Annotated in this window: 31 protein-coding genes; 21 read left to right on the top strand and 10 right to left on the bottom strand. The window is 64.9% G+C overall.

The features are described 5' to 3' along the window. Positions 1 to 55 precede the first annotated feature (55 nt). Positions 56 to 601: a heme-binding beta-barrel domain-containing protein gene (locus E1H16_RS01680; protein ID WP_134321949.1), complete on the top strand. Its 546-nt coding sequence runs from the start codon at positions 56 to 58 to the stop codon at positions 599 to 601. Then, entirely contained in the window at positions 601 to 1,860 is a 1,260-nt protein-coding gene (locus tag E1H16_RS01675) for a M18 family aminopeptidase (protein ID WP_134321948.1), read from the top strand. The genes E1H16_RS01680 and E1H16_RS01675 overlap by 1 nt, the downstream gene beginning before the upstream one ends. A 42-nt stretch (positions 1,861 to 1,902) precedes the next feature. On the opposite strand, the gene E1H16_RS01670 is transcribed toward E1H16_RS01675, so the two are convergent. Next, a complete protein-coding gene (locus tag E1H16_RS01670) occupies positions 1,903 to 2,373 on the bottom strand; it encodes a hypothetical protein (RefSeq protein WP_134321947.1) in 471 nt (156 codons plus the stop codon). 421 nt (positions 2,374 to 2,794) lie between these two features. After that, a complete protein-coding gene (locus E1H16_RS01665) occupies positions 2,795 to 3,691 on the bottom strand; it encodes an aminotransferase class IV (protein WP_134321946.1) in 897 nt (298 codons plus the stop codon). 86 nt (positions 3,692 to 3,777) lie between these two features. On the opposite strand from E1H16_RS01665, the gene ygfZ reads away from it, so the two are divergent. Then, positions 3,778 to 4,806 (top strand): CAF17-like 4Fe-4S cluster assembly/insertion protein YgfZ, encoded by a 1,029-nt coding sequence (gene ygfZ / locus E1H16_RS01660; protein WP_134321945.1) that lies wholly within the window; start codon positions 3,778 to 3,780, stop codon positions 4,804 to 4,806. 126 nt (positions 4,807 to 4,932) lie between these two features. Here the strand turns inward: ygfZ and E1H16_RS01655 are convergent, their stop codons facing one another. Continuing rightward, positions 4,933 to 5,745 carry an enoyl-CoA hydratase/isomerase family protein gene (locus E1H16_RS01655; RefSeq protein WP_134321944.1) on the bottom strand — a complete coding sequence of 271 codons (813 nt, stop codon included), beginning with the start codon at positions 5,743 to 5,745 and terminating at the stop codon, positions 4,933 to 4,935. Between the two features lie 86 nt (positions 5,746 to 5,831). On the opposite strand from E1H16_RS01655, the gene E1H16_RS01650 reads away from it, so the two are divergent. Next, entirely contained in the window at positions 5,832 to 6,635 is an 804-nt protein-coding gene (locus E1H16_RS01650; RefSeq protein WP_134321943.1) for a class I SAM-dependent methyltransferase, read from the top strand. A gap of 48 nt (positions 6,636 to 6,683) precedes the next feature. Here the strand turns inward: E1H16_RS01650 and E1H16_RS01645 are convergent, their stop codons facing one another. Both E1H16_RS01645 and E1H16_RS01640 read right to left on the bottom strand, forming a co-directional pair. Beyond that, positions 6,684 to 7,949, bottom strand: a complete 1,266-nt coding sequence (locus tag E1H16_RS01645; protein ID WP_134321942.1) for an SAM-dependent methyltransferase — start codon at positions 7,947 to 7,949, stop codon at positions 6,684 to 6,686. A 109-nt stretch (positions 7,950 to 8,058) separates the two neighbouring features. After that, entirely contained in the window at positions 8,059 to 8,631 is a 573-nt protein-coding gene (locus E1H16_RS01640; protein ID WP_134321941.1) for a peptide deformylase, read from the bottom strand. Between the two features lie 122 nt (positions 8,632 to 8,753). Between E1H16_RS01640 and E1H16_RS01635 the strand changes: the two genes are divergently transcribed. The 5 genes from E1H16_RS01635 (at position 8,754) to E1H16_RS01615 (ending at position 12,398) form a co-directional block, all read left to right on the top strand. Then, positions 8,754 to 9,119, top strand: coding sequence for a helix-turn-helix domain-containing protein (locus E1H16_RS01635; RefSeq protein WP_243837566.1), 366 nt, complete (start codon positions 8,754 to 8,756; stop codon positions 9,117 to 9,119). Positions 9,120 to 9,129: 10 nt separating this feature from the next. Further along, a complete protein-coding gene (locus tag E1H16_RS01630) occupies positions 9,130 to 10,134 on the top strand; it encodes a hypothetical protein (RefSeq protein ID WP_134321940.1) in 1,005 nt (334 codons plus the stop codon). 130 nt (positions 10,135 to 10,264) lie between these two features. Continuing rightward, complete coding sequence (locus E1H16_RS01625; protein ID WP_424948517.1) at positions 10,265 to 10,552, top strand: DUF2516 family protein; 288 nt, start codon at positions 10,265 to 10,267, stop codon at positions 10,550 to 10,552. Continuing rightward, a complete protein-coding gene (locus E1H16_RS01620) occupies positions 10,549 to 11,382 on the top strand; it encodes an alpha/beta fold hydrolase (protein WP_134321938.1) in 834 nt (277 codons plus the stop codon). Before E1H16_RS01625 ends, E1H16_RS01620 begins: the two co-directional genes overlap by 4 nt. 2 nt (positions 11,383 to 11,384) lie before the next feature. Further along, on the top strand, positions 11,385 to 12,398 hold the full coding sequence (locus E1H16_RS01615) for a UDP-N-acetylmuramate dehydrogenase (protein ID WP_134322343.1): 1,014 nt from the start codon (positions 11,385 to 11,387) through the stop codon (positions 12,396 to 12,398). Between the two features lie 82 nt (positions 12,399 to 12,480). Here the strand turns inward: E1H16_RS01615 and E1H16_RS01610 are convergent, their stop codons facing one another. Together E1H16_RS01610 and E1H16_RS01605 are read right to left on the bottom strand one after the other, a co-directional pair. Then, complete coding sequence (locus E1H16_RS01610; RefSeq protein ID WP_134321937.1) at positions 12,481 to 13,236, bottom strand: phosphoglyceromutase; 756 nt, start codon at positions 13,234 to 13,236, stop codon at positions 12,481 to 12,483. A gap of 17 nt (positions 13,237 to 13,253) precedes the next feature. Beyond that, on the bottom strand, positions 13,254 to 13,829 hold the full coding sequence (locus E1H16_RS01605; protein WP_243837564.1) for a type III secretion system chaperone family protein: 576 nt from the start codon (positions 13,827 to 13,829) through the stop codon (positions 13,254 to 13,256). Positions 13,830 to 13,879: 50 nt separating this feature from the next. Here E1H16_RS01605 and E1H16_RS01600 point away from each other — a divergent pair, with 50 nt between their 5' ends. After that, on the top strand, positions 13,880 to 14,626 hold the full coding sequence (locus tag E1H16_RS01600; protein ID WP_134321936.1) for an SDR family NAD(P)-dependent oxidoreductase: 747 nt from the start codon (positions 13,880 to 13,882) through the stop codon (positions 14,624 to 14,626). 69 nt (positions 14,627 to 14,695) lie between these two features. On the opposite strand, the gene phoU is transcribed toward E1H16_RS01600, so the two are convergent. Continuing rightward, the gene (gene phoU, locus E1H16_RS01595; protein ID WP_134321935.1) at positions 14,696 to 15,400 is read right to left on the bottom strand and encodes a phosphate signaling complex protein PhoU; all 705 of its coding nucleotides are present in this window, start codon (positions 15,398 to 15,400) and stop codon (positions 14,696 to 14,698) included. Between the two features lie 246 nt (positions 15,401 to 15,646). Here phoU and E1H16_RS01590 point away from each other — a divergent pair, with 246 nt between their 5' ends. From E1H16_RS01590 to E1H16_RS01580, 3 genes are all read left to right on the top strand, one after another. Next, entirely contained in the window at positions 15,647 to 16,906 is a 1,260-nt protein-coding gene (locus E1H16_RS01590; protein ID WP_134321934.1) for a sensor histidine kinase, read from the top strand. Positions 16,907 to 16,927: 21 nt separating this feature from the next. Further along, the gene (locus E1H16_RS01585) at positions 16,928 to 17,608 is read left to right on the top strand and encodes a response regulator transcription factor (RefSeq protein ID WP_134321933.1); all 681 of its coding nucleotides are present in this window, start codon (positions 16,928 to 16,930) and stop codon (positions 17,606 to 17,608) included. A 101-nt stretch (positions 17,609 to 17,709) separates the two neighbouring features. After that, the gene (locus tag E1H16_RS01580; RefSeq protein WP_134321932.1) at positions 17,710 to 18,009 is read left to right on the top strand and encodes a hypothetical protein; all 300 of its coding nucleotides are present in this window, start codon (positions 17,710 to 17,712) and stop codon (positions 18,007 to 18,009) included. Between the two features lie 46 nt (positions 18,010 to 18,055). Here E1H16_RS01580 and E1H16_RS01575 read toward each other — a convergent pair whose 3' ends face one another. Further along, entirely contained in the window at positions 18,056 to 18,853 is a 798-nt protein-coding gene (locus E1H16_RS01575; protein ID WP_134321931.1) for a DUF3109 family protein, read from the bottom strand. A gap of 56 nt (positions 18,854 to 18,909) precedes the next feature. On the opposite strand from E1H16_RS01575, the gene E1H16_RS01570 reads away from it, so the two are divergent. From E1H16_RS01570 to E1H16_RS01535, 8 genes are all read left to right on the top strand, one after another. Beyond that, complete coding sequence (locus E1H16_RS01570) at positions 18,910 to 19,845, top strand: Ppx/GppA family phosphatase (RefSeq protein ID WP_134321930.1); 936 nt, start codon at positions 18,910 to 18,912, stop codon at positions 19,843 to 19,845. Positions 19,846 to 19,893: 48 nt separating this feature from the next. After that, positions 19,894 to 20,631 carry a sugar phosphate isomerase/epimerase family protein gene (locus E1H16_RS01565; RefSeq protein WP_243837563.1) on the top strand — a complete coding sequence of 246 codons (738 nt, stop codon included), beginning with the start codon at positions 19,894 to 19,896 and terminating at the stop codon, positions 20,629 to 20,631. 23 nt (positions 20,632 to 20,654) lie between these two features. Further along, positions 20,655 to 21,272 carry a TetR/AcrR family transcriptional regulator gene (locus tag E1H16_RS01560; RefSeq protein ID WP_134321929.1) on the top strand — a complete coding sequence of 206 codons (618 nt, stop codon included), beginning with the start codon at positions 20,655 to 20,657 and terminating at the stop codon, positions 21,270 to 21,272. Between the two features lie 12 nt (positions 21,273 to 21,284). Then, positions 21,285 to 22,097, top strand: coding sequence for a pyrroline-5-carboxylate reductase (gene proC, locus E1H16_RS01555; protein ID WP_134321928.1), 813 nt, complete (start codon positions 21,285 to 21,287; stop codon positions 22,095 to 22,097). Between the two features lie 171 nt (positions 22,098 to 22,268). Continuing rightward, entirely contained in the window at positions 22,269 to 22,490 is a 222-nt protein-coding gene (locus E1H16_RS01550) for a helix-turn-helix domain-containing protein (protein WP_134321927.1), read from the top strand. Between the two features lie 97 nt (positions 22,491 to 22,587). Continuing rightward, positions 22,588 to 22,686, top strand: coding sequence for a 30S ribosomal protein bS22 (locus E1H16_RS01545; RefSeq protein WP_003948845.1), 99 nt, complete (start codon positions 22,588 to 22,590; stop codon positions 22,684 to 22,686). 19 nt (positions 22,687 to 22,705) lie between these two features. Next, positions 22,706 to 23,731, top strand: a complete 1,026-nt coding sequence (locus E1H16_RS01540; protein ID WP_134321926.1) for an NAD-dependent epimerase/dehydratase family protein — start codon at positions 22,706 to 22,708, stop codon at positions 23,729 to 23,731. Next, entirely contained in the window at positions 23,728 to 24,648 is a 921-nt protein-coding gene (locus tag E1H16_RS01535) for a lysophospholipid acyltransferase family protein (RefSeq protein ID WP_134321925.1), read from the top strand. The genes E1H16_RS01540 and E1H16_RS01535 overlap by 4 nt, the downstream gene beginning before the upstream one ends. On the opposite strand, the gene E1H16_RS01530 is transcribed toward E1H16_RS01535, so the two are convergent. Continuing rightward, positions 24,572 to 25,576, bottom strand: coding sequence for an HAD family hydrolase (locus tag E1H16_RS01530; protein ID WP_134321924.1), 1,005 nt, complete (start codon positions 25,574 to 25,576; stop codon positions 24,572 to 24,574). The genes E1H16_RS01535 and E1H16_RS01530 overlap by 77 nt on opposite strands. Between the last annotated feature and the right edge of the window lie 50 nt (positions 25,577 to 25,626).

Below are 25,626 nucleotides of genomic sequence, written 5' to 3'. Positions count from 1 at the left end.
TGTTGCTCGCTGCGTATTGCGCGCGTGGTGCCTATCGGACGTTCGTAGGTGAGCGATGAGCGCGTTGATGCCGCTGCCCGAGGAACTGCCGATCGACACCGTCGACGTGCGTGAGGGACCGGAGATTCATCCGCAGATGCTCGCGCTGCTTCCACTACTGGGCGTGTGGCGTGGAGAGGGCCAGGGCGACTATCCGACGATCGATGGCTTCCGGTACGGCCAAGAGATTCGGTTTTGGCACGACGGTCGGCCGTTCCTGGGGATGCAGACGCGTTCGTGGATCATGGATGCCGACGGCGCCTTCGTGCGTCCGGCCGCGCGCGAGATGGGCTTCTGGCGCCCGGGTTCCGGCGATGACTTTGAGGTTGTGCTCGCACACCAGTCAGGCGTAGTTGAGGTGTTCGTCGGCACGGCCCGCACCACGACCAGTTGGGAGTTGACGACCGACGTCGTTGCCAGGACCGGGAGTGCGAAGGAAGTCAACGGTAACCACCGGCTCTACGGGATCGTCGAGGGTGATCTGATGTACGCGATGGATATGGCGGCCGTCGGTCAACAGTTGCAGCCGCACATTTCGGCGCGACTGGCGCGGGTGCAGTAATGCCCGGAGCAGCAGTGCATCTCGATGATCTCGGCGACTTTGTCGCAGCGTCTCCGTCCAGTTACCATGCTGCTCGCGCGGTGGCCGATCGGTTGATCGCGCAGGGCTTCGTCGAGGTTCCTGAATCCGAGCCGTTCGGGTCCGCGCCCGGAGGCTACGTGCTGGTTCGTGATGGCGCCGTCGTCGCGTGGCGACTGCCCAACGGCGCCGATGCCGCGACGCCGTACCGAATCGTGGGGGCGCACACCGACTCACCCGGACTGAAGGTCAAACCCAATCCCGAAACGGGTTCGAATGGTTGGCGCCAAGTCGCCGTCGAGGTGTACGGCGGTCCGCTGCTGAACTCCTGGTTGGATCGAGATCTCGGACTCGCCGGAAGGCTGGTGAGTCGCGATGGCAGCGAATCGCTGGTCGCGACGGACGCGGTGATGCGGGTGCCGCAATTGGCGATTCACCTGGACCGTCAGGTCAATGACGGCCTGACGCTGAACAAGCAAACCCACTTGCAGCCGGTGTGGGGATTGAACGCCGGCGGGATTCTCGCCCACCTAGCCGCACGCGCCGGGCTGGATGAGGGATCAATCGTCGGTCACGATCTGGTTGCCTTCGACACGCAGCGGGGCGCGGTGATTGGTGCCGACGGGGAGTTTTTCGCGTGCGGCCGGATGGATAATCTTTCTTCGGTACACGCGGCGCTGGTGGCACTGGAGCAGGCAACTAACGGCCGCGAGATTCCGGTGCTCGCGGCATTCGACCATGAGGAGGTCGGCAGCGCGAGCCGTACGGGCGCCAGCGGGCCGGTCCTCGAAGACGTGTTGCGCGGGATCAATCACGCGCTCGGTGGCGACGGTGATGACTTGCGTCGCGCCTGCGCCGGATCGTGGTGCGTGTCGGCCGATGCCGGGCACGCCGTCCACCCGAACTACCCGGAGCGACACGACCCGACGCACCGGCCGTTGTTGGGTGAGGGGCCACTGTTGAAGGTGAACGCGAACCAGCGCTACACCACGGACGGGCAAGGGACCGCGTTATGGGCCCGCGCGTGCGAGGCTGCGGGCGTGAAGTACCAGGTGTTCGTGTCGAACAATTCGATGCCGTGCGGATCGACGATCGGACCGCTCAGCGCTACCCGCCTCGGCATTCGGACCGTGGACGTCGGAATCCCGCTGCTGTCGATGCATTCGGTGCGTGAGATGTGTGGTGTGGCCGATCCAGTCATGCTGGCGGGCGCGCTACGCGAGTTTTTCCACGGCGCATAACCGGCGCTGGGCGCGACAGTGCCGTGGTACGACGGTAGTTGGCTACCTGGATCGTGGATCGGTGTCCGCGGGGTGCACAGGCCCCATCACTAAGGCCCACGGCGCGACGAGTTCGTCGTACGCCTCCTGGCTCATGCCGACACCGATCAGATCCCGCACTGACAACGCGTGCGCGGCATCGCCGGCCGCATCGCGGGCGCGCATCGTGGTCGCCGCCCACGCCCGCTGCCGGGCATTGAGTTGTTCCTCGAGGCGGGCGTGAGTGCTGGCGGCCTGGGATGCCTGCCCGCGCGAGGCGAACCGTTCCGGGCCGCGCATGTCGTACCACTTCGATTCGATCGCGGCGTCCTGCTCGGGGGTGAGGAAGCCGACCGATGTGAAGAACGAGGTGAGCTCCGCGTGCTGGGGCCCGAGCAATTGAGTTGAGTCGGCATCGGGTACGGCGCGTAGCCAACCGCTCCCCGCGCGCGTCGGTGCGTGTGTATCTGATCGTGGGTCAGGTGCTGGGCGCATGTGTGCTCCTTGCCGTCGCCGACACGTTGTGCCGGTCGTGCACCCATAAGTGTGACTCATGCCACTGGCGGCGCGCTAGGTCTCAAGACGGTAAAGATTGTGTCGGGTTATGCGCGATCTCTTGACCTGCGACGGCAAGGATTGTCGTGGTGGTGGACGGCATCCGTGGTGACTTTCGCCGCTGCTTACCGGTCCTGGGGGTGGACATGGTGAATCCCCAGGCTGCTCCTCGCCAATCGGCGGAGGGCGGGGGGACGAGGCCCGCGCCTGGGGATTCCGGCAGTCCCGTGGTATTCACTGGCGCCTCATGGAGGTGCTAGTGCGAGACCACCTCACAGGTCCGAGTCGAAATCAACGTCGGATCACCTCCCCTCTTGTGTACTTGGGAGCGTAAATCGCACTGGCGATCTGTGCAACGGAATTAGTTGGGGACCGGCAAACCGGACAGTTCTTGCAGCAGGCGTGTCTTCTCGGCGTCCTGTGCGATCGATGCCCCGTCGATTTCGTGGACAGCGGCGATCCCGCGGGTACTGGAGGACATCCAGACCGCGTCCGCGGCGAGAATGTCGCTGAGGGTGGCCGAGGTGATCATGGGTTCGAGACCGGCCGCGCCGGCCCGGGAGAAGATCTCTTCCTGCGTCGTGCCGCGCAGGATTCCGGTGTGTGACCCGGGGGTCGCCAGCCGCTTGCCTGATAGCCAAATCAGGGTCGAGTTCGGGCCCTCGAGCACCTGACCATCCTCGGAGAGGAACAGCACGTCGTCCGCACCGCGCTCGGCCGCCTCGCGCTTGGCGGCCATATTTACCGCGTACGACAGGTACTTCGTGGAGCCGAGCAACCACGGAGAGCGCTCGCGCACGTCGGCTGGGTAGCCAAAGGTCAGCGACACCATCGTGATGCCATCGCGACGTTGGGCGGCGAGCACCGGATCGAGCTCGACGAGATAACCGAACACCGTCGGGTCCTGATCGATGGGACCGCCTTCTTGACCGCGGCTGATGATCAATTTCAGGACGCCCTCGACGCCGTCCGGCCACTGCGCGATGAGGTCGTCAATCAGCGAGCGCCACGCGGCGTACGGCGGGCCGACGATCTGTAGGTTGTGCAGCGAACGCGAGAGTCGCTCGAGGTGGCGGTGCGGTTTGTTGGCGACGCCGTTGTACACGTGCATTGCTTCGAAGGCGCCGTCGCCGCGGTTTGGCGCGTAGTCGAACGCGGTGAGTAGTGGCGCGTCTGGATCGTGGCGATGCACCGCCCATTCATCTTGGTTCTCTCGGCGTAGGACACTCACGAAACGTGGGGCGGGAGTCGACGTCATGGGCGTAATTTTCTCACAGGCAGCGGGGTATCGGGCGGCCTACGATGGGCACGTCCGGCGTGAGCGCGCCGAGGGAGGAACGTTCGATGACAACTCTGGCAAATTACCCCGGCCGCGTACCAGGGGAGGGGTTGGACTCCGGCGTCGCCGCCCATTACGGTGACCCATTGCGTGAACAGCGCTACCTCGCCCGGTCGGCGGCGGTGATCGATCGCTCCGATCGCGGGCTGGTCATCGTGCGCGGGGCTGACCGATTATCCTGGTTGCACTCGCTGTCGACTCAGCACCTTGAGCAGATGCCGGAGTCCTCGGCGATCCAAGGTTTGATCCTCTCGCCGCACGGGCACGTCGAGCACGATCTGTGGTTCACGTCGACCGGTGAAGAAGTCTGGATCGATTGCGAACCAGGTGATGCGCCCGCGCTGGCGGACTACCTGACGAAGATGCAGTTCATGCTCCGGGTAGAGGTCGAGGATGCCTCGGATTCGTTCTCGATGGCCACGCTGATCGGCCCGAAAGCCCGAGACGTCGTGGCCGCCGTGCTTGGTGCTTCGCCGCCGGATCCGGGAATGGTCGCGTACGGCGAGGGCGTCATGATGCGCGCATTGCCGTACCCCGGCGAATTCGACCTGCTGGGCACCCCGGCGCACGTGAACGCCGCGGTGGCCGCAGCATTGGAAGCAGGCGCGCAGCCCGCAGGCGCGATGGCGTACGACGCGTGGCGGGTGGAAAATCTGCGTCCACGGCAGCGACGCGAGACCGATCACCGCACCATTCCGCACGAAGTGGGACTCATTGGCGACGCCGTCCACCTCAATAAGGGGTGCTACCGCGGCCAGGAGACGGTCGCGCGCGTGCAGAACTTGGGGCGCCCGCCGCGTCGGCTGGTGAAGCTGCAGGTCGACGGGTCGCAGCACACCGTCCCGTCCCCTGGCGCGAAGGTGCTCAGTGAGGGCCGCGAGGTCGGGTTTGTTGGCACAGCGGTGATGCACCATGAGGAGGGTCCGATCGCGCTCGCGGTCATCAAGCGCAACCTCGCCGACGGCGCGGACGTGATCGTCGTCGACGACGACGTGGAGTACGCCGCGTTGATCGACACCGGTCTCACCGTCTGACCCATCGCGTCTGATCCGTCGCGTCGAGTGCGGACAAAGCGCGCCTGAAGACGGGCCGCGAGTGGGCGGGGCACCAGTTTGTCCCGGTGCGTGCTCGCTCAGGGCCTGCCTCGGCGGCTACAGGTATTATCCGCTCAGTTCGCCAGCGAGATCGCCCAGCCGACGTTCGCCCTTTGGAGTCTGCCCACCATTCGCGAGGAACCCCTCCATCGCCGCGCGAGCACGAGGTTCACCGAGTGTCCGGCTGAAGGCGTGGGATTCAGCGAGTAGGTGTTCGGTTATCGCCGACTCTGCACTCGTGACGCTGGCTTTGGCGGCCGCGACGGCATGTGGTGGGAACGCGGCGATTCGCTTCGCGAGTCGGTTCACGTGATCGTCGAGGTGGTCGACCGGCACTACCCGATTGATCAGCCCCCAGCGTTCGGCGGTGTCGGTATCGATGTCCTCGCATCCGAGAATCGTCTCCAGTGCCCGTGCGCGCCCGACGAGCCGCGGCAGTCGGACCGTGCCGCTCCCGCCAGGGATAATCCCGAGTGCGACCTCGGGCTGATTGAACACCGCGGCCGGAGACGCGAAGCGCATATCGCAGCTCATCGCGATCTCATTGCCGCCGCCGCCGACGCGGCCGTCGATGACGGCGATGGTTGCCTTTGGCATGATGCGAAGTTGCTCGCACATCTGGTGATACCTAGTGAGTTCGGTGGGCGGATCGCCGGCTTCGGTGGGCATGCCCAGGATGGCTGCGACATCGAAATGCGCGATGAACCATTCTGGGTTCGCTGAGCGCAGCACGAGTACGTGCACATTGTCGTCGGCCGCGATGTCATCGAGGATGTCGGCCAGTTCGAGGTGGGCTGCTGCGGTCATCAGGTTGATCGGTGGATTGTCGAAGGTCAGTGTGGCCACACTGTCGGCAGTGGCGAGAGTGAAGTGGTTCATAGCAGGATGCTAGCGAACACGTACGCGAGTGACCATATAGTGAAATCATGTTCCAAAGTATGGGCGTGCGGTGCATTCTCGAGCGTATGAGCGATCAGTATCTGCACGGTCATCACGAAAGTGTGCTGCGGTCACATACCTGGCGGACTGCCGCGAACTCGGCCGGCTATCTACTGCCGTCGCTGCAGCCCGGGATGCGAGTGCTGGATGTCGGTTGCGGTCCGGCGACGATCACGATCGATGTTGCGAAATTGGTTGCTCCCGGTGAGGTCATCGGGATCGAGCCATCGGAAGAGGTTCTCGAACTGGCGCGCAATAACGCCGCAGACGCCGAGTCGCCCGACTCGTTGAGCTTCCAACCTGCAGACGTATATGCCCTGCCGTTTGCCGATCACAGTTTCGACGTCGTACACGCACATCAGGTGTTGCAACACCTCAGCGATCCGGTCGCCGCGCTTGCCGAGATGCGGCGCGTGTGTGCTCCGGGTGGCGTGGTTGCCGCGCGTGATGCGGACTACGGCGCGATGACGTGGTTCCCGGAAGTGGCTGGGATCCGGCAGTGGCAACGGGCCTACCGCGACACGGCGACTGCCGGTGGCTACTTCCCCGACGCCGGTCGAATGCTGAAATCGTGGGCGCTCGAGGCCGGATTCGCCAAGGTGACCTCGTCCGGGGATGTGTGGTGCTACGCAAGTGATGTCGAGGTCGCATGGTGGTCGGACCTATGGGCCGATCGCGTGGTGTATTCGGGATTTGCTGGGCAAGCGATGGAACGCGGTGTGGCCGATCGCGATGGCCTGCAGCGGATGAGTGAGGCCTGGCGAGAGTGGGGAACCAAGCCCGACGCCTGGTTCCTGATTCCACACGGTGAAATTCTCGCGCGCGGTTAAGGGTGGCGATACCCCGCGGTGAATCGCGCGCGAGCGCAGGGCTGGCGACTACCCGCCGTCGGCGCGACGCACGGCCTCGGCGGGGCGTTCGAACCGCAACTGTGCGACATCCAGATATCCGGTGCGGAAGCCGGCCTCGCTGTATGCGAGGTAGAACCGCCATGCCCGGATCATTTCCTCGTTCCAGCCGAGCGCCCGCACCTCGTCGACGCGCGCATCGAAGGTGTCGCGCCAGATGCGCAACGTGTCAGCGTACGACTGTCCGAACGCTGACATCTCGGTCATTCGTAGTGTCGTCGCGTCGTCCAGCGTCCGTTCGATCGCCGGCAGCGAAGGGATGAGGCCGCCGGGGAAGATGTGCTTCTGGATCCAGCCGTACGACGAACGGGTACGCCGCATGTGTTCGTCATTCATCAGGATCGCTTGTACGACTGCGGTTCCGCCGAAAGCGAGTCGTTCGTCAATCGTGGCGAAGTAGGTTGCCCAGTACTCTGCGCCGACAGCCTCGATCATCTCGATGCTGACGATCGCGTCGTACTGTCCCTCGACGTCGCGATAATCCTGCAGTCGGATCTCGATCTGCTCGGCGACCCCGAGCCGCTGTGCGCGTTCCTCGGCCAACGCTGCCTGTTCGCGCGACAGCGTGATGCTGGTGACCTTCGCGCCTCGCTGGGCCGCGCGTATCGCCAGCGCTCCCCAGCCGGTCCCAATTTCGAGTAACGACGTGCCTTCGGTGACCCGCGCGCGGTCCAGAGCTGCATCGATCTTGCGCTGTTGGGCCTCCAGCAGCGTGTCGGCGGTGCGTGGCTGCTGCGGTAGAAACAACGCGCTGCTGTAGGTCATTGACTCGTCCAGGAACAGCGCAAACATCTCGTTACTGAGGTCGTAGTGTGCCTCGATGTTGTGTCTGGACTGCTCGATGCTGTTGCGCATGCTGCGCGGCATCGGCCGATCGATAAGGCGGCGTAGCCGAGTGAGCCACTTCGGCAAGATCGTGTCCATAGATGCGGCGAAGGGGACCAGGGCGTCGGCGAGATCGGTGCCGGGGGCTTCGCGCCAGTCGCCGACCATGTAGCCCTCGCCGATTCCGATCTTCGGGTGGTGCGCCATTCGGCGAGTCAGCCGCTCGGGCCTGATGACGTCGATTTGCGGGGCATCGGATTCGAGTTCGACCCGTTGCAGTGGTGGTCCGGAGGCGCTGTGTATCCGCGTTGGCACGCGGTCCAGCGCCAGCGGGATAAGCCGTTTCGCCAGGGCGACGCGCGCACTCGGCAGTGGCGAACGGACACGGAGCGAGTCTCGAACGGGAAGCATCTGTCAATTGCCTTCTTTCGATCTGCAGTGACAGGCCTTGACGGGGCAACCCTTCTTTCCTAGCACGTCCACCGGCGTCATGCGGACTCTGGTTTGCCGTCGCGCGCGGCTAAACCTCCTCGGCTTGTGCCGTGCTGGGGTCCCATGAGGTGATTGCATCCTTCGCCCAACCGCGGGCCCGCACGGCGCGCTTGGACTCGCGTTTGTAGCGCCCCACGAGGCGATCCAGATAGAGGTAGCCATCGAGGTGATCGGTTTCGTGCTGCAGGCAGCGTGCGAAGAAACCAGTGCCTTCGATCTCGATCGGAGTGTCATCCAGGTCGGTGCCGGTGACCTTCGCCCAGTCAGATCTGCCAGTGGGGAACGCTTCGCCGGGTACCGACAGGCAACCTTCCCAGTCCTCGTCCTCATCGGGCATGCCCTCCGGGAGTGGGCCCGTCTGTAGCGCGGGGTTGATGACCACGCCGCGGTGCACGACTCCGCTGTCGTCGGGGCAGTCGTATACGAAGATCCGCAGGTCCACGCCGACCTGGTTAGCGGCGAGCCCGACGCCGTTGGCTGCAGACATCGTGTCAAACATGTCGGCGACCAGCGTGCGGATCTCGTCGTCCACGTGCTCAACGCGGCGGGTCGGGTTGTGTAGAACGGGGTCGCCGGTGATGACGATGGGCTTGACGGTCATGGCTCCATCCTAAGAGCGCGCACGGGGTGGTACGGCGCATTCTGGTGCCATCGACCACAGTGCTCGCTAAGTGCTTGCAACTGCAAGCAAGGGTTCATAACCTGGATAGCGGAGGGCAGATCGTGGCTGCAGTAACCGACCCGCTGGAGGGTCTCGGATCATTCATTCGCGCCCAGCGCGAACAAGCGAAGGTGTCGCTTCGGCAACTCGCAGAACTGACCGAAGTCAGCAACCCGTACCTGTCCCAAATCGAACGGGGCGTACGTCGACCGAGCGCCGAGATCCTCGCGCAGATCGCTAAAGGATTGCGTATCTCGGCCGAGTCCCTGTACGTCCGAGCCGGACTGCTCGACCCGGCGGCCGATCCCGCCGGGGTCGAAGAAGCGATCCGTGGTGACAGCCACCTGACCGTCCGGCAACAACAGGCTCTGATCGAGATCTACCTCGCGTTCCGCAGTGCCAACCGCACTGATAACGACGCGGACTGAAGGAGAACCCATGACCATCACCTCAGACATCAAGAACGCACGCAAACCGTTCTTCGCCATCATCGGCCTGAACGACCTCTTCATCGAGCAGGGCAAGGCCGCAGCCGAGCGCGCGCAGGAACGTTTCGACGCTTACCGCGAAGGTGCCGTTGACAACATCAGCGTCGCCCGGGCAGAACTCGATAAGGCACTTGCTGAAGGTCGGGAGCGCGCTAACGAGTTCCAGCAGGCATGGATTCAGGCGGACGCAGCGCAGATCCAGGCGAACCTGAGCGCGCAGGTCCGCTCGATGATCGAGTCCTACACTTCGCTCGCTTCGCGCGGCGAGCGTCTGCTCGGCCAGTTCACCAACTCACTCGGTGAGAACGCCGTACTCAAGCGGTTCGGCGAAGTGAGTCAGGACGTGGCCAAGCAGGTTACCGAGGCGAGCCAGGACCTCGTAAAGTCCATCGAAGAGGCCGCCGAGCAGGCCGAAGCGCGGGTGCGGGCGACCGTCGCCAGCGTGAGCGACCAGGCTTCCGCGGTCGCTGAGAAGGTCGCCGACCAGATCGACAAGCGCGTGTCCTCGAAGGACGCCGCGCTCGAGGACAAGGTCGCGGCGTCGAAACCTGCCACGGCAGCGGCGGCATCCGCTGTCAAGTCGGCAACTAAGCCCGCAGCGAAGTCCTCGGCGAAGCCGGCCACGAAATCTCCGGCAAAGCCCGCCGAGGCGAAAGCCGCTGCCCGTCCCGTCGACCAGGCAACTCGCGCCGCGGTGAAGGTTGCTGGCAATGTTGAGGACGCCGTCAAGGCGGCCGAGGCCGCGAACGGTCAGGGCACGATCGACGTTGACGTTGCCGCCACGAAGCCAGCCACCAAGGCCGCGCGTAAGGCCCCAGCCCGTAAGGCCGCCCCAGCACGCAAGGCTCCGGTGCGCAAGGGCGCAGCGAAGACCGCCACGACGACCTCGTCGAAGACGACTGCGGCGAAGACCGCTGCTGCCAAGCCGGCGACGGATGAGAGCGACAACGCCTAAGTAGGCGCCTGCACAGCTGCTGCGCGCGACGCGCGACGTCGCGGGCAGCGGCGTGTCTGCCGCGCAGTGGCGATGGTGCTGGCGGCGATGCGGAACCAGCCGAGGTGTAAATCGACATAGGATGGCCGCCGTGCGGATAGCGGAGTTCTGGATCTCGATCGGCCTGACTTATGGCTCGCTCGCCTTGTGCCTGTGGGCGTTCATTGACGCGGCGATTCGCCCCGCCGCCGCATTCTCGGCGTCCGACAAACTCAGCAAAGTCGCCTGGATGGGAATCCTGGCCTTGGCGGGCCTGGTGCTGTACTTCATGGGCTTCATGTCGTTCCTGGGCATCTTTGCCGCCGTCGCGACCGGTGTCTACCTGGCCGACGTACGTCCTGCGGTGCGTGAACTGCAACAGGGTGGCAATCGCTGGTGACCCCCGGCGTTCCCGAACGCCGCGAGACGGCAGTCAGCGGCCTGCGCATCTCCTACCTGGTTAAAGGCTCGCACGGGCCCACCACGATGTACCTGCACGGGCTCGGCGCGGACGCCGAACAGACTCGCCCGCTGGCCAGCGGCGTACCCGGGCGACTCGTACTCGTAGACCTGCCCTCACATGGACATTCCGACGACGCTGGCGAGTTGCTCCGGCTCGATGATCTAGTCGACATCGCCAGCACCATTGCCGCCAAAGAAGGCGCCACCCAGGCGCTTGGCGTGTCGCTGGGCAGTGCCGTCCTGCTGCGTTGGCTGACCCGGCGTGCGTTCGCCCTGCACCGAGCGGTGCTGTATCTACCGGCGGCAGCGACTACGCCACGCCCCGCAGGACGATTACGCAACGCGCTCGCCAGCGCGGAGGCGTTACAGGATTACGTCGGCGGTGAGTTACCGGACTCGGTGGCTAGCACCGCACTCGCGCGGCGGTGGCTTGGTGCGCGCACCCAGGCCCTGCGGCGTCCGGGGATTGCGGCGTACGCCGACATGCTCGAGCGTGAGGCGCCGATCGACGACGCCGCTAGCGCCCGGCGGAGCCCAACCCGCCTACTGGCGATCGGTGCGCGAGGCGACCGGCTGCACCCGGTGGAGGCAGCCACCGAAGCAGCGGCGTGCTTCGACAACGGCGAGGTACACGTCTTCGCCGATGCGGCACCGCTGTGGACTGCGCGCCGCGAATTACGCGGGCTGCTGTCGGGTTTCCTCGGTGACGCGACGGCAGAGGAGTCCGTCGGGGACGGCGGCGCTCGCAGCGATAACCTCGAGTCGTGACGATGACCGCTCAGATCTCGCTCGCCGACTACACCACGATGCGGATCGGTGGACCCGCGCAATTGATGCGCACCGAAACTACCGATGAGCTGATCGCGGCGGTGCGTGCTGCCGACGACGAACGTCGCCGGGTCCTGCTCATCGGCGGTGGCAGCAACCTGGTGATCGGCGACGACCCGTTCGGCGGGATCGCCGTATTGATTGCCAACATCGGCATCGCCGGTGAGCGCGACGGTGAGCAGGTGGTGCTCGATATTGCCGCGGGCGAGGACTGGGATGCCCTCGTCGCCCGCACGATCGATGAGGGCTACAGCGGTATCGAGGCGCTCTCTGGGATCCCCGGTAAGGTCGGCGCAACGCCGATCCAGAACGTCGGCGCGTACGGTGCCGAAATCGCGGACGTGCTGGTCTCCGTCGACGTGTGGGACAGGCTCAGCAATAGCCGTCGTACGTTGAGCGCGGCCGAATGCGGGTTCGGATACCGCTCGAGCATGTTCAAGCACTCCGATGACTACGTGGTGCTCGCCGTACGGTTGCGGTTGCGGCGTTCGGCGTCCTCAGCGCCGGTGCGGTACGCCGAACTCGCCCGTACCCTCGGCGTCGAACCAGGGGATCGCGCACCGCTTCGCGCGGTCCGCGATGCGGTGCTCGGTTTGCGTAGCTCCAAGGGCATGGTGCTCGACAGCGCCGATCACGACACGTGGAGCGCGGGCTCGTTCTTCACCAACCCGATCGTGCCGCCGTCCGCGGTACCCGAGGGTGCACCGGCGTACGACGCGCCAGACGGTCTGGTCAAGACCTCGGCGGCATGGCTGATCGAGCGCGCCGGGTTTGCGAAGGGATTTGGCAACGACCGCGCGGCGCTGTCCGGCAAGCACACGCTGGCGCTGACGAACCGCGGCAGCGCGAATGCCGAGGACATCCTCGACCTGGCGCGCGAGATCCGCGACGGCGTGCAGCAGCGGTTCGGGATCGAACTACGCCCCGAACCCCTGCTGATCAACTGCGCGCTGTAGCTGAAGACAACTCTGCGGTGGTTTAGGGGTGGGTAGCCGTCGCGTATCCACCCCGTGGCCACCGCAGAGATCGGGTGTGTTACTACTTCTTGCCCTGATTGGCGACGGCCTGAATCGCGTCCGCCGCGGCTTCCGGGTCGAGGTACTCCCCGCCCCGCGATAGCGGCCGCAACGCGCCATCTAGCTGGTAGATCAGCGGGATGCCGGTCGGAATGTTCAGCCCGACCACGTCCTCTTCGCTCATGTCATCGAGGTGCTTGACCAGCGCGCGAAGGCTGTTGCCGTGTGCGGCGACCAGCACGTTCTTGCCAGCTAGCAGGTCGGGCACGATCGCGTCGTACCAGAACGGCAGCATCCGCGCGACCACGTCCTTGAGGCACTCGGTTTGCGGGCGCGCCTCCGGCGGGATCGCCGCGTAGCGCGGGTCGGTGTACTGCGAGAACTCGTCATCGACCGCCAACTCGGGCGGGGGAGTGTCGTACGAGCGGCGCCAGAGCATGAACTGCTCCTCGCCGAACTCGTCGCGGACCTGCGCCTTGTCCTTGCCCTGCAGTGCGCCGTAATGACGCTCGTTGAGGCGCCAAGAGCGAATCACCGGGATCCAGTGCCGATCCGCGCGGTCCAACGCGAGCTGGCAGGTCATGATCGCGCGGCGCAGCAGCGACGTGTAGGCAACGTCCGGGAGCAGGTCGCGCTCGACGAGCAACTCGCCGCCGCGAGTGGCTTGGGTACGACCGAGGTCGGTCAATTCGACGTCCACCCAGCCGGTGAACAGATTCTTCTGGTTCCAGTCGCTCTCACCGTGACGCAACAGGATGAGGGTGCCGATATTGGTCATTCCCAAATGTTGCCACGCTACGATTCGGCGTCCAGATCCGGCTGCTTCTCGGCCTTCTCCATCGACTCGATGAGGTTACGGAACGCGGCAAGGTTGTTCGTGGGTTCACCCCGGCTGATCCGCCACTTCCATTCGCGTGCGATCGCCGTTCGGAAGCCGATCTCCAACATCGGATTGAAATTGTCGTCGGCCTGCTGCAGCACCGTTCCCAACACTCGGTCTACTTCCTCGGCCGTCACGGCGATCAGCGGCAGGCGACCCATCAGATACACGTCGCCGACCTTGTCGATCGCCCACGAGACGGTGTATGAGCGGGCGTTCTTCGTCAGGAGGTAGGCCCACAGATCCTCGAAGGCCTCGTCGGGGTGGCGCATCACAAACGCCGAAATCTGCAGCGAGTGCGGCGACAGTTTGAGGTGACAGGTCGTCTTCAGTCGGCGCGTTCCGGGAAGCTCAGCCACGAAGTGATCGTCGGCCAACCGCTGATGCTCCAACTCCAATTCGGCGAGGGTGGTCGCGATGACCTCGGCGGCGCGCGTCATGTCGCTCGTCATCACGTTGGGACCCGAGGCGGTCGAATACGTCTGCTCCATGCCTCTATCCTGCTCCCGGCGGCGAGGGTGGTGGCTGGCAGGATGAAGGTATGTCCACGACTGAGTCAAAAATTGCCGTCGTCACCGGAGCATCGAGCGGGATCGGAGCGGCGACAGCGCGCGCCCTCACCGCTCTCGGTTACCAAGTTGTGTGTGCCGCGCGCCGGCTGGATCGGCTGACGGCGCTGGCCGAGGAGATCGGCGGCATCGCGCGCGAACTGGACGTCACCTCGCCCGATTCGATCGCTGACCTCGCCGCGAGCCTGGACCGGGTGGACGTGCTCGTTAACAACGCCGGCGGAGCGCTCGGTGTGGATCCGATTGCGCGGGCTCGCGATGATGACTGGGAGTCGATGTACGCCACCAATGTCCTTGGCGTGATGCGCGTGACTCGCGCGCTACTGCCTGCGTTGGAGGCTTCAGGGGCTGGCACCATCGTCACGGTTACCTCGACCGCCGGGACCGGTGTGTATGAAGGCGGAGGCGGGTACACCGCGGCGAAACACGGTGCGCACGCGTTGATGGGAACGCTGCGGCTGGAACTGAACGGCAAACCGATTCGAGTCGTTGAGGTGCTGCCGGGCATGGTGCACACCGAGGAGTTCTCACTCAACCGGTTGCGCGGCGACCAGCAAAAGGCCGACGCGGTGTACGCCGGGGTCTCCGAACCGTTGGTGGCCGAGGACGTTGCCGATGCGATCGCCTACACCGTCGGCGTACCGCAGCACGTGAACATCGACCAACTCGTCATCCGACCGATCGCGCAGGCCTCCAACTACAAGGTTGCTCGCTCGTAACCACGAACGAAACAACTCGCGGCGGTCATCCGAGGTGGACGACCGCCGCGAGCGGTAAGCGAAGCGCAATTACATGGTTTCCGGCGGACGGCGGTGGCCTGATCCGATCGAGCCAGATGCGTCGGTCTCGCCGTCGGTCGGTACGCCGGTCACCACGTAAATGATCCGCCGGGCGAGCGCGACCGCGTGATCGGAGAACCGCTCGTAGTACCGGCCCAGCAGCGTGACGTCGACCGCCGCCTCCACGCCGTACGACCACTCGGGGTCGAGGACGACGCGGAACAGGGAGCGATGCAACTCGTCGACCGAATCGTCATCGGTCTCCAACTCTTCGGCGCGGTCGGCGTCCCGGGACCCGATCGTGGTTCCGGCCTTGGCGACGTTGCGCCCAGCGTGTTGCGCCATCTCCTGGAAGATCGGGCGGACCGTGTCCGGCAGTGCTTGATTCGGGTAACGCATCCGAGCCACCTTGGCCACGTGCGCGGCGAGATCGCCCATTCGCTCTAGGTCAAGGGCCATCTGTAGGGCAGTGACGACGACACGCAGATCGGTCGCGACCGGCTGCTGTCGTGCGAGCAGGTCGAATGCTTCCTGCTCGACCTCGGCGCGCAGTTGGTCGATCTTGACGTCGTCATCGATCACCGCTTCGGCCGTCTTGATGTCGGCGTTCAGCAACGCTGTCGTCGCTCGGTTCAAGGCCGAACCTGCGAGGTTCGTCATTTCGACGAGCCGGTTACCGACCTGGTCGAGGTCGTCCTGGAAAGTGTCGCGCATGTCGTTGCTAACTCCTGGCTTGCTGGCGGGTTGGGTGCCGCCGGATGTACACCGAGGTGTGATGGTAGTCCGGCCGGCGCCATGAAGCGTGCCTATTGACGTTAACCGTCCGAACTGCCGTGCCGGTGAAACGCGGTAAACGCGGGATAGACCCACGGTGAACAATCCCGACGTGGGATGTGATGTGCCCGCGCCAACGTTCGCTGCCCGCGCGCGTCTACGCCGCGATCTGGCAGCATCAAGCATATGACCGGTTGGATACTTGGCGCCGTGTGTGCGCTCGCGACACTCGCGATCGGTATCGCCATCGGTCGGAATTCCCGTCGTACGACGCGTGCGCCCGCAACTGTGCCGCAGGTGCGCACTCCCGGCGCCGGAGATGATGCCGTGGCGCACGACGACGTGGCCAATACTCGCCGGACCGTCAGCAAGCTCGTCGAAGAAATGTCGCCGGCCATTATCGTGGTCGACTCCACCGAGCGGGTCCGGCTGGCCAACCGGTCGGCGCGCACGTTGAAGTTGGTTCGTGAGGACCGGGTCGTGGTCCGAGAATTGCTGGCCTTATGCCGAGAGGCGCATCTGGATGACAGTGCATGGATCGATCTCGAAGTACGTCGCGACGGCCAGCGTGTTGCGCTCCGCGGTCACGGTCTGAGCCTCGCCGACCGCATGGTCGGCCTGGTGCTGGTGGACGTCTCAGAGTCGTATCGGGTCGAGGCAGTGCGACGCGACTTCGTCGCCAACGTCAGTCACGAACTGAAAACTCCGGTAGGCGCGATCACCCTCCTGGGGGAGGCAATCGAAGACGCCGCGGATGATCAAGCCGCCGTACGCCGGTTCGCATTGAGCATGCAGAAGGAAAGCAAACGCCTCAGCGTGCTGGTGCAGGAACTGATCGAACTATCCCGGCTGCAGGGCGGCGAACCGTCCCCACCGGGCACCACGATCCGGATTGCCGACATCGTCGCCGAATGCGCGGACCGGGCGCGTACCGTCGCCGCGGCCAAATCTATTCAGATCGAAACCGCCGGCGAGGCCGATCTGACGGTGCTCGGCGTGGAGCGTCACCTGGTGATGGCGCTGACGAATCTGTTGACCAACGCGGTGTCCTACAGCTCGGAGGCGACCACGGTCGCCGTCACGTACAGGGCCGAGCGCGACGATGCGGTGATCGTCGTAAAGGACCAGGGCATCGGTATTGCCGCCGACGACATCAAGCGGATTTTTGAGCGTTTCTATCGGGTCGACCGGGCCCGTTCTCGGCAGACGGGCGGCACCGGACTCGGCCTGGCGATTGTGAAGCACATCGCGAGCAATCACGGTGGTTCGATCGAGGTTTGGAGCCAGGAGGGCGAAGGGTCGACGTTCACCCTGCGCATTCCTCGCCGGCCGGCGAGGAATGCAGCGATCGACGCCGCCGATCATTCGTTGGTCAGCGACACGGCCATCGAGGTGGCAGAGCACGGAACACAAAGCGGAGCGTCGCGCTCGACGCTTCCGGAATAACGCAGTACGGAAGGAATAAAGGTGGCACGAGTTCTAGTGGTCGAGGACGAGGAGTCGTTCTCGGACGCGCTGTCGTACATGCTCCGCAAGGAGGGTTTCGAGGTTGCTGTGGCCGGATCCGGGCCCGATGCGCTCGCCGAGTTCGACCGTAACGGTGCCGATATCGTGCTGCTCGACCTGATGCTGCCCGGTTTGCCAGGTACCGAGGTATGCCGCATGTTGCGCTCGCGATCCAGCGTCCCGATCATCATGCTCACCGCCAAGGATTCGGAGATCGACAAGGTCGTCGGGCTCGAACTCGGCGCCGACGATTACGTGACCAAGCCGTATTCGGCCCGCGAGTTGATCGCCCGGATCAGGGCCGTCCTGCGTCGCGGGTCCGAACAGGAGGACCCGGGCGGCGCCGCACTCGAGTCCGGGCGTGTCCGCATGGACGTCGATCGGCACGTGGTGTCGATCGACGGTGAGGTCGTTCCGATGCCGCTGAAAGAATTCGATCTTCTCGAACTACTGCTGCGCAACGCCGGCCGGGTGCTGACCCGCGCTCAGTTGATCGATCGAATCTGGGGCGCCGACTACGTCGGTGACACCAAGACGCTCGACGTCCATATCAAGCGGCTGCGGGCGAAGATCGAGCCGGACCCGGCCAGCCCCCGATACGTACTGACTGTGCGTGGGCTCGGGTACAAGTTTGACGGTTAGGGCTGTGGATCCAGCGCGGCGCTGTGGATAACGGCGGCAATTCCGACGGTGCTGGATGCCGTCTGGCTTAGCGTCATCTGCACGAACCAGAAGGAGTGCAGATGCCACAGATAAGTTTCGATATTGATGGGTTGCTGGATGCCGCCGGGCGGTACGACGCTGCCGCAGCCCAGTCACAGTCCGCGCATGCCACGCTAGCTGCGCTGAGTTTCGATCCCAGCGCATTGGGTAGTACGCCGCGCGCCGGTGAAGTCGGCGGGGCGCTCGGTGCGTTTGGCGCTCAACAAGTGTCGGTAGCCGCTGGCACGGCGGCCGCGCTCGGTGGGTTCTCCGCGCGGATGCGCGCGGTGAGCGGTCTGGGGCAGTCCGCAGCCACCGACACTGCCGCGGCGGCGTCCTGATGGCACCAGACTTCGCTGTGCACTCGCAATTCTTCGGCCGAGACGGCTACTGCTCGTCCTGCGCGGCTGTCGCGGGGTGGACGGCGATGAGGCCGGCGTTCATCCGGGCATCTGCGAGGCGGACGAGTTCGGCGTAGGCGTCCTCACCGATCAGCGCGATCAGTTCGGGGGCGTAGGTGACGTAAACCGGTTCGCTGCCGACATGGGCTTCCGGTGATGAGGTGCAGTACCAGTCGAGATCGTGCCCACCGGCACCCCAACCGCGCCGGTCGTACTCCTCAAGGCTGGTCACCAGGATCTCGGTGCCGTCCGGACGGGTGTGCCATTGCTGATCGCGTCGGATCGGTAGTTGCCAGCAGACGTCGGGTTTGGTTTCGAGTGGGTGTTTTCCGATTCGCAGCGCGAGGCCGTGTAATGCGCACCCCAGACCCATCGGTGAGCCCGGCGGGTTCTGGAATATGCAGACGCCATCCTTGGTGCGGGTGCGTTTCTGCGGCTCGCCGTCCAGGTCGTCTTCCTCCACCCAATCGCGGGCGGTGACCTTTCGGCCGGGGTGATTGTGCCAGTCCTCGGGGGTGAGCAATTTGACGAACTGCTTGACCCGCTTGCGATCGTCGTCATCGCTGAAGAATGCGCCGTGCACGCAGCAACCGAGGTCTGGTTTGGTGCGGTCGATCCCGTGACAGCCAGCGGCGAAAATGCACGTCCATCGCGAGCCGAGCCAGGTGAGGTCGGCACGAATGAGATGCGTGTCGTTGTTCGGGTCGAAGAATTCGATCCACTCGCGAGCGAAGTCGAGCCCGGTTTCCCGCGGGCGATCGTCGGCGGCGTCGGCAGCGTCCATGCTGCTTAGCGTAGGCGCCTGTTCGGTCACATCGACGCGCGCGTTAGCGTTGTGGAATGCGACTTGGCGTGCTCGACGTGGGCTCCAACACCGTTCATCTGTTAGTCGTGGACGCCCATGATGGTGCGCACCCGACTCCGATCTTTAAGCACAAGGCTGAACTGCGGTTGGTCGAGTCGCTGAACAAGAGCGGTGAGTTGACTCGCGCCGGTGAGCAATCCCTGATCGAGTTCGTGGCCGAGGCCAAGGCGATCAGTGAGGACCAGGGTTGTGATCGTCTGTTGCCATTCGCGACCAGTGCGGTGCGGGACGCGAACAACTCCAAGGAAGTCCTCGACAACGTGCTGTCCGCGACCGGCGTGGAGTTGCGGGTGCTGTCCGGTGCGGATGAGGCGCGGTTGACCTTCCTTGCTGCTCGGCGCTGGTACGGCTGGAGCGCCGGCCAGATGCTCTGCATGGATATCGGTGGCGGTTCGCTGGAACTCGGTATCGGGATGGACGAGACGCCGGAGGTCGCGGCGTCCTTGCCGCTGGGCGCTGGGCGACTGACCCGTGAATGGCTAGCGGGCGATCCTGCGGGGAAATCGGAGATCGCGCGGCTGCGCCGGTACGTCGACGAAATGATCACTGGCGCGATCGTGCCGTTCCGCGAGGTGGATGAGCCGCACCGCGTTGTAGCGACGTCGAAAGCGTTCCGATCGCTCGCCCGCTTGACCGGCGCCGCACCGTCCTCTGAGGGCCTGCGGGTACAGCGCGAACTTTCGCTACCGGGTCTGCGGCAACTGATCATGTTCATTTCGCACATGTCCAGTCGCGATCTGGCGAACCTCGAGGGCGTGAGTGGCGCGCGGGCACACCAGTTGCTTGCCGGTGCCATCGTTGCAGAGTCCGCGATGCGTCACCTGGACGTGCCGCGGGTGGAGATCTGCCCGTGGGCGTTGCGCGAGGGTGTCATCCTGCGCCAGATCGACATGCTCAGCGACGGGGAATGAACCGTGGCGCGGCGGCAGCGAACCCGGGTGATGCTGTCTAGCGCATCCGTGTTTCCTGAACCGCTGGACGCCGCGTTTGAGATCGCTTCCGAGCTTGGGTACGACGGGATCGAGGTGATGATCTGGGCGGACCCGGCCAGTCAGGACCCCGACGCGATCAACGAACTGATAAATCAGGCGCAATTGCCGGTTGGCTCGGTACACGCGCCGTGTCTGCTGGTGACGGCGCGCGTATGGGGCACGGATCCCGGACCCAAGTTGGCCCGTTCGGTCACGCTGGCCAGCCGTGTGCAGGCTTCAACCGTGGTCATTCACCCGCCGTTTCGGTGGCAGCCGGCGTACGCCCGGCAGTTCCGCGCGGGAGTTCGTGAATTGGAGCGCCTGTCCTCGGTCACGATCGCGGTGGAGAACATGTTTCCGGTGCGTGTGCGTGATCGGGAGGTATCGGCGTACGCGCCGCATTGGGACGTCGCCGAATACCAGTTTGGGCACTACACGTTGGACACCTCGCACGCGGTCGTCTCGCGCAGCGATCCGCTGGAGATGCGCGCGCGGATGGGCGGGCGGTTGGCGCACGTGCACCTGGGCGATGGGCTCGGCGGGCCGACCGATGAGCACCTCGTGCCCGGTCGCGGGATTGGCCGCTGTGCCGAGGTGCTTGCGGCGCTTGGCCCGGGCTATCGCGGTGACGTCGTGGTCGAGGTCAGCACTCGGTCCGCTGAACGAGCAGAGCGGATGGATGATCTCAATGAGGCCCTACAGTTCGCCCGGCGCCATTTGCCCTAACGAGCGATCGGTACAGTGCGCGTATGTCATCTACGACTCCCGCTCGCGATTGGCGGGTGTACGGTCGCCCCGACCTGGATGCCGTGCTCAGCGCCGCGGTCGACGCGTTCAATGAATTGGGCTACCACGCCGCAACAGTGCGCGATATCGCGGGACGTTGCGGCCTCTCGGTCGCCGGTATCTATCACCATCACGCAGGTAAGCAGGAGATGCTGATGGCGGTGCTGACCAGCGTGATGGAGGAACTCAAGTGGCGTAACGCCGCTGCGCGTGAGGCGGGCGGCGATGACCCGGTCCAGCGATTCTGTAACCAGGTGCGCGCCCTGACCCTCTCGCATATCTACTGGCAGAAGCCCACCGCGATCGGCAGCACCGAGATGCGCTCGTTGGAAGAGCCGAACCGAGCGCGGTTCATCACGATGCGCGCAGAGCTGCAGGAACACATTCAGCGCGATGTCGACCTCGCCGTCGAGCAAGGCGCATTCCACACCGGGCATCCGATCATGGCCGTCGGCGCGGTTGCTGGAATGTGTCTTCAGACCGCGCAGTGGTATTCGGCGGACGGTGAACTGAGCCCGGAGCAGATCGCGCAGAATACTGTCGATGTCGCCCTCGACATCGTGGCCTATCGCCCTAACTGAAGGATGCAACGAATGCTTGACGGAAAGACTCTCGGCTTCATCGGCGGCGGCAATATGGCCGAGGCGTTGATCGCCGGCGTCCTGCGTAGCGGTGACATCGCGGGGCCGTCCGTGCTCGTCGCCGAGCCCGTCGCTGAGCGCGCGGACTACTTGCGTGAGCAGTACGACGTCCGCACTCTTAGCACCGCCGAATTGGCGTCCCAGGCAGACATCATCGTCGTGGCCGTCAAGCCGCAGATCGTCGACGCGGTGATTACTGAACTTCGGGGCGTGATCGATCCCGACGCCGTGGTCATCTCCGTGGCCGCGGGGGTGCCGGCCGCGCGGTTCGAGGCAGCGCTGCCGAACGTCCCCGTCGTGCGGGTCATGCCAAATACCCCAGCGTTGGTGGGGGAGGGTATGTCGGTGATCGCGCCGGGCGCCGCCGCGAGCCCGCAACACCTGCAGCACGCCCGCACGATCCTGTCCGGTGCCGGCAAGGTCGTGCAACTTGAGGAGTCCCAACTGGATGCGGTCACCGCGGTCTCGGGCTCCGGGCCGGCGTACTTTTTCTACCTGGTCGAGGCACTGATAGATGGGGCGCAGACGCTGGGGCTCGATAAGGCAACCGCAACCGAACTTGTCGTGCAGACGGCGTACGGCGCTGCGACGATGTTGCGTGACAGTGGCCGGGACGCACAGACTCTGCGCACCGACGTCACGTCCCCGGGCGGCACCACCGCCGCCGGTCTGCAGGTGCTCGAGGACAACGGCGCCCGCGACCTTTTCACCGCGATGATCACCGCTGCCCGTGACAGGTCCGTCTCACTAGGGAACAATGGGTAGTCCAGCAACAAACACGGCGTGTCGGGTCACCGTGACGAAAACGTTGCCCAATCAGGGGTAACTCATATCGCCACAGCAACACCGGTCACGCTAGTGTTCATACAGCACGTGCGTGTCATGCGTCGGTGGGGAAGCCGTCGGGCGACGCGTGCCGGAAGACGATGGTGATCTATGTCGAAGAAGACCACCCAAACATCGTCCACCTCCGGCGTATCTCAGGTGAAATTCCTGACGGTCGCCGAAGTGGCCACGATGATGCGGGTGTCGAAAATGACCGTGTACCGACTTGTGCACTCCGGGGAACTCCCCGCCGTGCGCGTCGGCCGCTCATTCCGGGTGCCCGAGAAGGCCGTTCATGAATATCTGGATGGGGCGTTCATCGAGACAGCGTGATGGGGTCTGGAAACGAGGTTTGAGCCGGGCAGGTAGACTTGTCCGGCTCAGCCATTTCTGCGGTGATGCCGCACCAATGTTGTAGGTAAGGAATTCCATGGGTTCAGTCATCAAGAAGCGCCGTAAGCGGATGGCGAAGAAGAAGCATCGCAAGCTTCTCAAGCGCACTCGCGTACAGCGTCGCAATAAGAAGTAGTAGCTTCTAGGCGCCCACGATGACCTCGCGCGTCGTCCTCGTCACCGGTGTGAGCCGGTTCCTCGGTGGAGCGACGGCGCGCGTGCTCGCGCAAGACGCGAGTGTCGAGCGGGTTATCGGCGTCGATATCACCGCACCGCACCCCCATTTCGCGTCCTCGCACAGTCGGGCCGAGTTCGTTCGCGCCGACATCAGCAGTCCGCTGATCGCCAAGGTTATTGATTCCGCCGGCGTTGACACGGTTATCCACACCGATATCAATGCCTCCGCGAGCGCCTCCGGCGGGCGTGCCTCCATGAAGGAGGCAAACGTGATGGGCACCATGCGGCTGCTAGCGGCTTGTCAGCACTCCAGCGGCGTACGACGGCTCATCGTGAAATCTTCCGGTGCCGTCTACGGTGCCAGTCCACGAGATCCGGTGCTGTTTACCGAGCAGATGCAACCTCGGTACCTGTCCGGCGGATACGGCAAAGACGTGCAGGATGTCGAAGGTTATGTGCGCGGTTTCGTGCGGCGCCGCCCCGACGTACTGACGACTGTGCTGCGATTCGCGAACTTCCTCGGCCCGCAGGTCGATTCGGTGCTCGCGCCGTATTTCGAGTTGGCCGCCGTGCCGCGGCTGATTGGCTTCGACCCGCGACTGCAGTTCGTGCACGAGCAGGACGGCGTGGCAGCGTTGGTGCACTGCGCCGGACTCGACGATGACGACGCCGCGGGCGTGTTCAATATCGCAGCGCCAGACATCATGTATCTCTCGCAGGCGGTGCTGCGCGCCGGGCGGGTATCACTGCCGGTGATTCCAGGTCCGGCCGCCTCCGTCGCGAGCCGTCTGGTACGGCTGCTCGGTTATTCGGACTTCACCCCGGAGCTGATCCGATACCTCCGGTACGGTCGCGCCATGCAGACCGAACTGGCCAGCGAGCAGTTGGGCTTTACGCCGTCCTATTCGACCCTTGAGACATTCGACGACTACGTCGCCGGTCGTGCCATCACCCCCACGCTGCCGTTGCGCGCACTGCGTGGGGCATTGCGGAGCCGTTCATGAGCGCCGGGCGCCCAGACCCGGTCGTCGCGGCGCTGGGGATGGTGATCGACGGCGCCGAGAAGTTGGCCCGCGCGCACCCCGAGGTGGAACGCGCCCTCGCGCGTCTGGTCGCATACATCCGCCGCCGCATCACCGGCGAGCGTGATCTTGATGAAGCCGGGCTGGACCGCGACTTCACCGAACAGGTCATCTACCCGCTGGTCAAGCTGCTTTACGACAAGTGGTTCCACGTCGAGTTCCGCGGCGCGCACAACATTCCCGTCGACGGACCGGCGCTCTTGGTAGCGAACCACTCCGGCACGATCGCGCTAGACGGCGTGATCCTGCAGTACGCCGTCCACCGCAATACCGACCCGCATCGGTTCCTGCGGCCGCTGGCCGCTGACTTCGTATTCAGTCTGCCGGTCATCGGCGACCTCGCCCGCAAAACCGGCGGAACGCTCGCGAGTTCCGAGGACGCCGAGCGACTGCTCGGCGACGGTGAGCTCGTCGGGGTATTCCCCGAAGGGTTCAAGGGCGTCGGCAAGGGTTATGCGCAGCGCTATCGCTTACAGCGGTTCGGGCGTGGCGGATTTGTCGCTACCGCGATCAAGGCAGGGGTGCCGATCGTGCCGATCTCCATCGTCGGCGCCGAGGAGGCATACCCGATGATCGCGGACATCGCGCCGTTGGCTCGCGCCATCGGCGCGCCGTACTTCCCAGTGACGCCGACGTTCCCGCTGCTGGGCGTACTGGGGCTGATCCCGCTGCCGAGCAGATGGATCATTGAAGTCGATGAGCCGATGCCGACCGCGCAGCTGGGAGTGCACACCGCCGAGGACCCGATGGAGGTCTTCGAGATCACCGACCGAGTACGCGAACGGATTCAGTCGAGGCTGTATGCGCTGCTGCGCGAACGCGATCGGACATTCTTCTGATCGTCGTGGTGGGCGCCGGCTGTTCATTACGCCGCGCGTACAGCCGCAACGCGCGGTATGCGGCAACGCCCCCGATCGCGGCTGCCGCGGCCGCCGTACCGGCGAGCGTGGTCAATGCGCCGATCTTCACGACCTTGCGTCCGGTGCGATAGTCGCGGATCTCCCACCCGCGTTCCATCGCCTCCTTGCGCAGGTCCGGGTCGGGATTGACCGCGACCGCTCGACCGACCAGCGTCAGCATTGGCAGGTCGTTCACTGAGTCGGAGTACGCCGTGCATCTGCTCAGATCGAGGCCCTCGCGGTCGGCGAGCGCGCTGATGGCCTCAGCTTTCGCGCTGCCGTGCATCATCTCCCCGACGAGGCGGCCGGTGTATTTACCATCAACGTGCTCGGCGACCGTGCCCAATGCCCCGGTGAGCCCGAGCCGGTCGGCGATCACGGTCGCCAACTCGACTGGGGTAGCGGTCACCAACCACACGCGTTGCCCGGCGTCCAGGTGCATCTGGGCGAGTGCGCGGGTGCCGGAGTAGATCTTCTGGGCCATTTCCTCGTCGTAGATCTCCTCGCCGAGCGCGTTTATCCGCGCAACCTCGACGTCCTTGACGAAGGCGAGTGCGCGATCGCGCGACGAGTGGATGTCGTCGGTGTTCTCCGCGCCGATCATCCGGAACTTCGCTTGCTGGTAGACCATCCTCGCGATGTCCGCCGTGGTGAAGAACTTGCGCGTCGCCAGGCCTTTGGCGAAGTGGAAGATCGACGCGCCCATCATCATGGTGTTGTCGACGTCGAAAAATGCGGCGGCGTGGGGGTCCGACGTCGGCACGGTATCGCTTCCGACCTCCGCTACCGCGGCCGCAGCCGTGCCCGCCGCGCGCGCTCGGGCGTGCTCATCGGCGCCGGTGGGCTTGCGCATGAATGGCAAACGCATCAGAACCTCCTCGGGGCGGCACTCGCTACCACCCTAAAGCGATCGCGGCG

Origin of the sequence: Cumulibacter soli, from assembly GCF_004382795.1 — a bacterium.
GTDB classification, from domain to species: domain Bacteria; phylum Actinomycetota; class Actinomycetes; order Mycobacteriales; family Antricoccaceae; genus Cumulibacter; species Cumulibacter soli.
The sequence above is the reverse complement of the archived record's forward strand: the minus strand, read 5'-3'. Positions and strand labels throughout refer to the sequence as shown.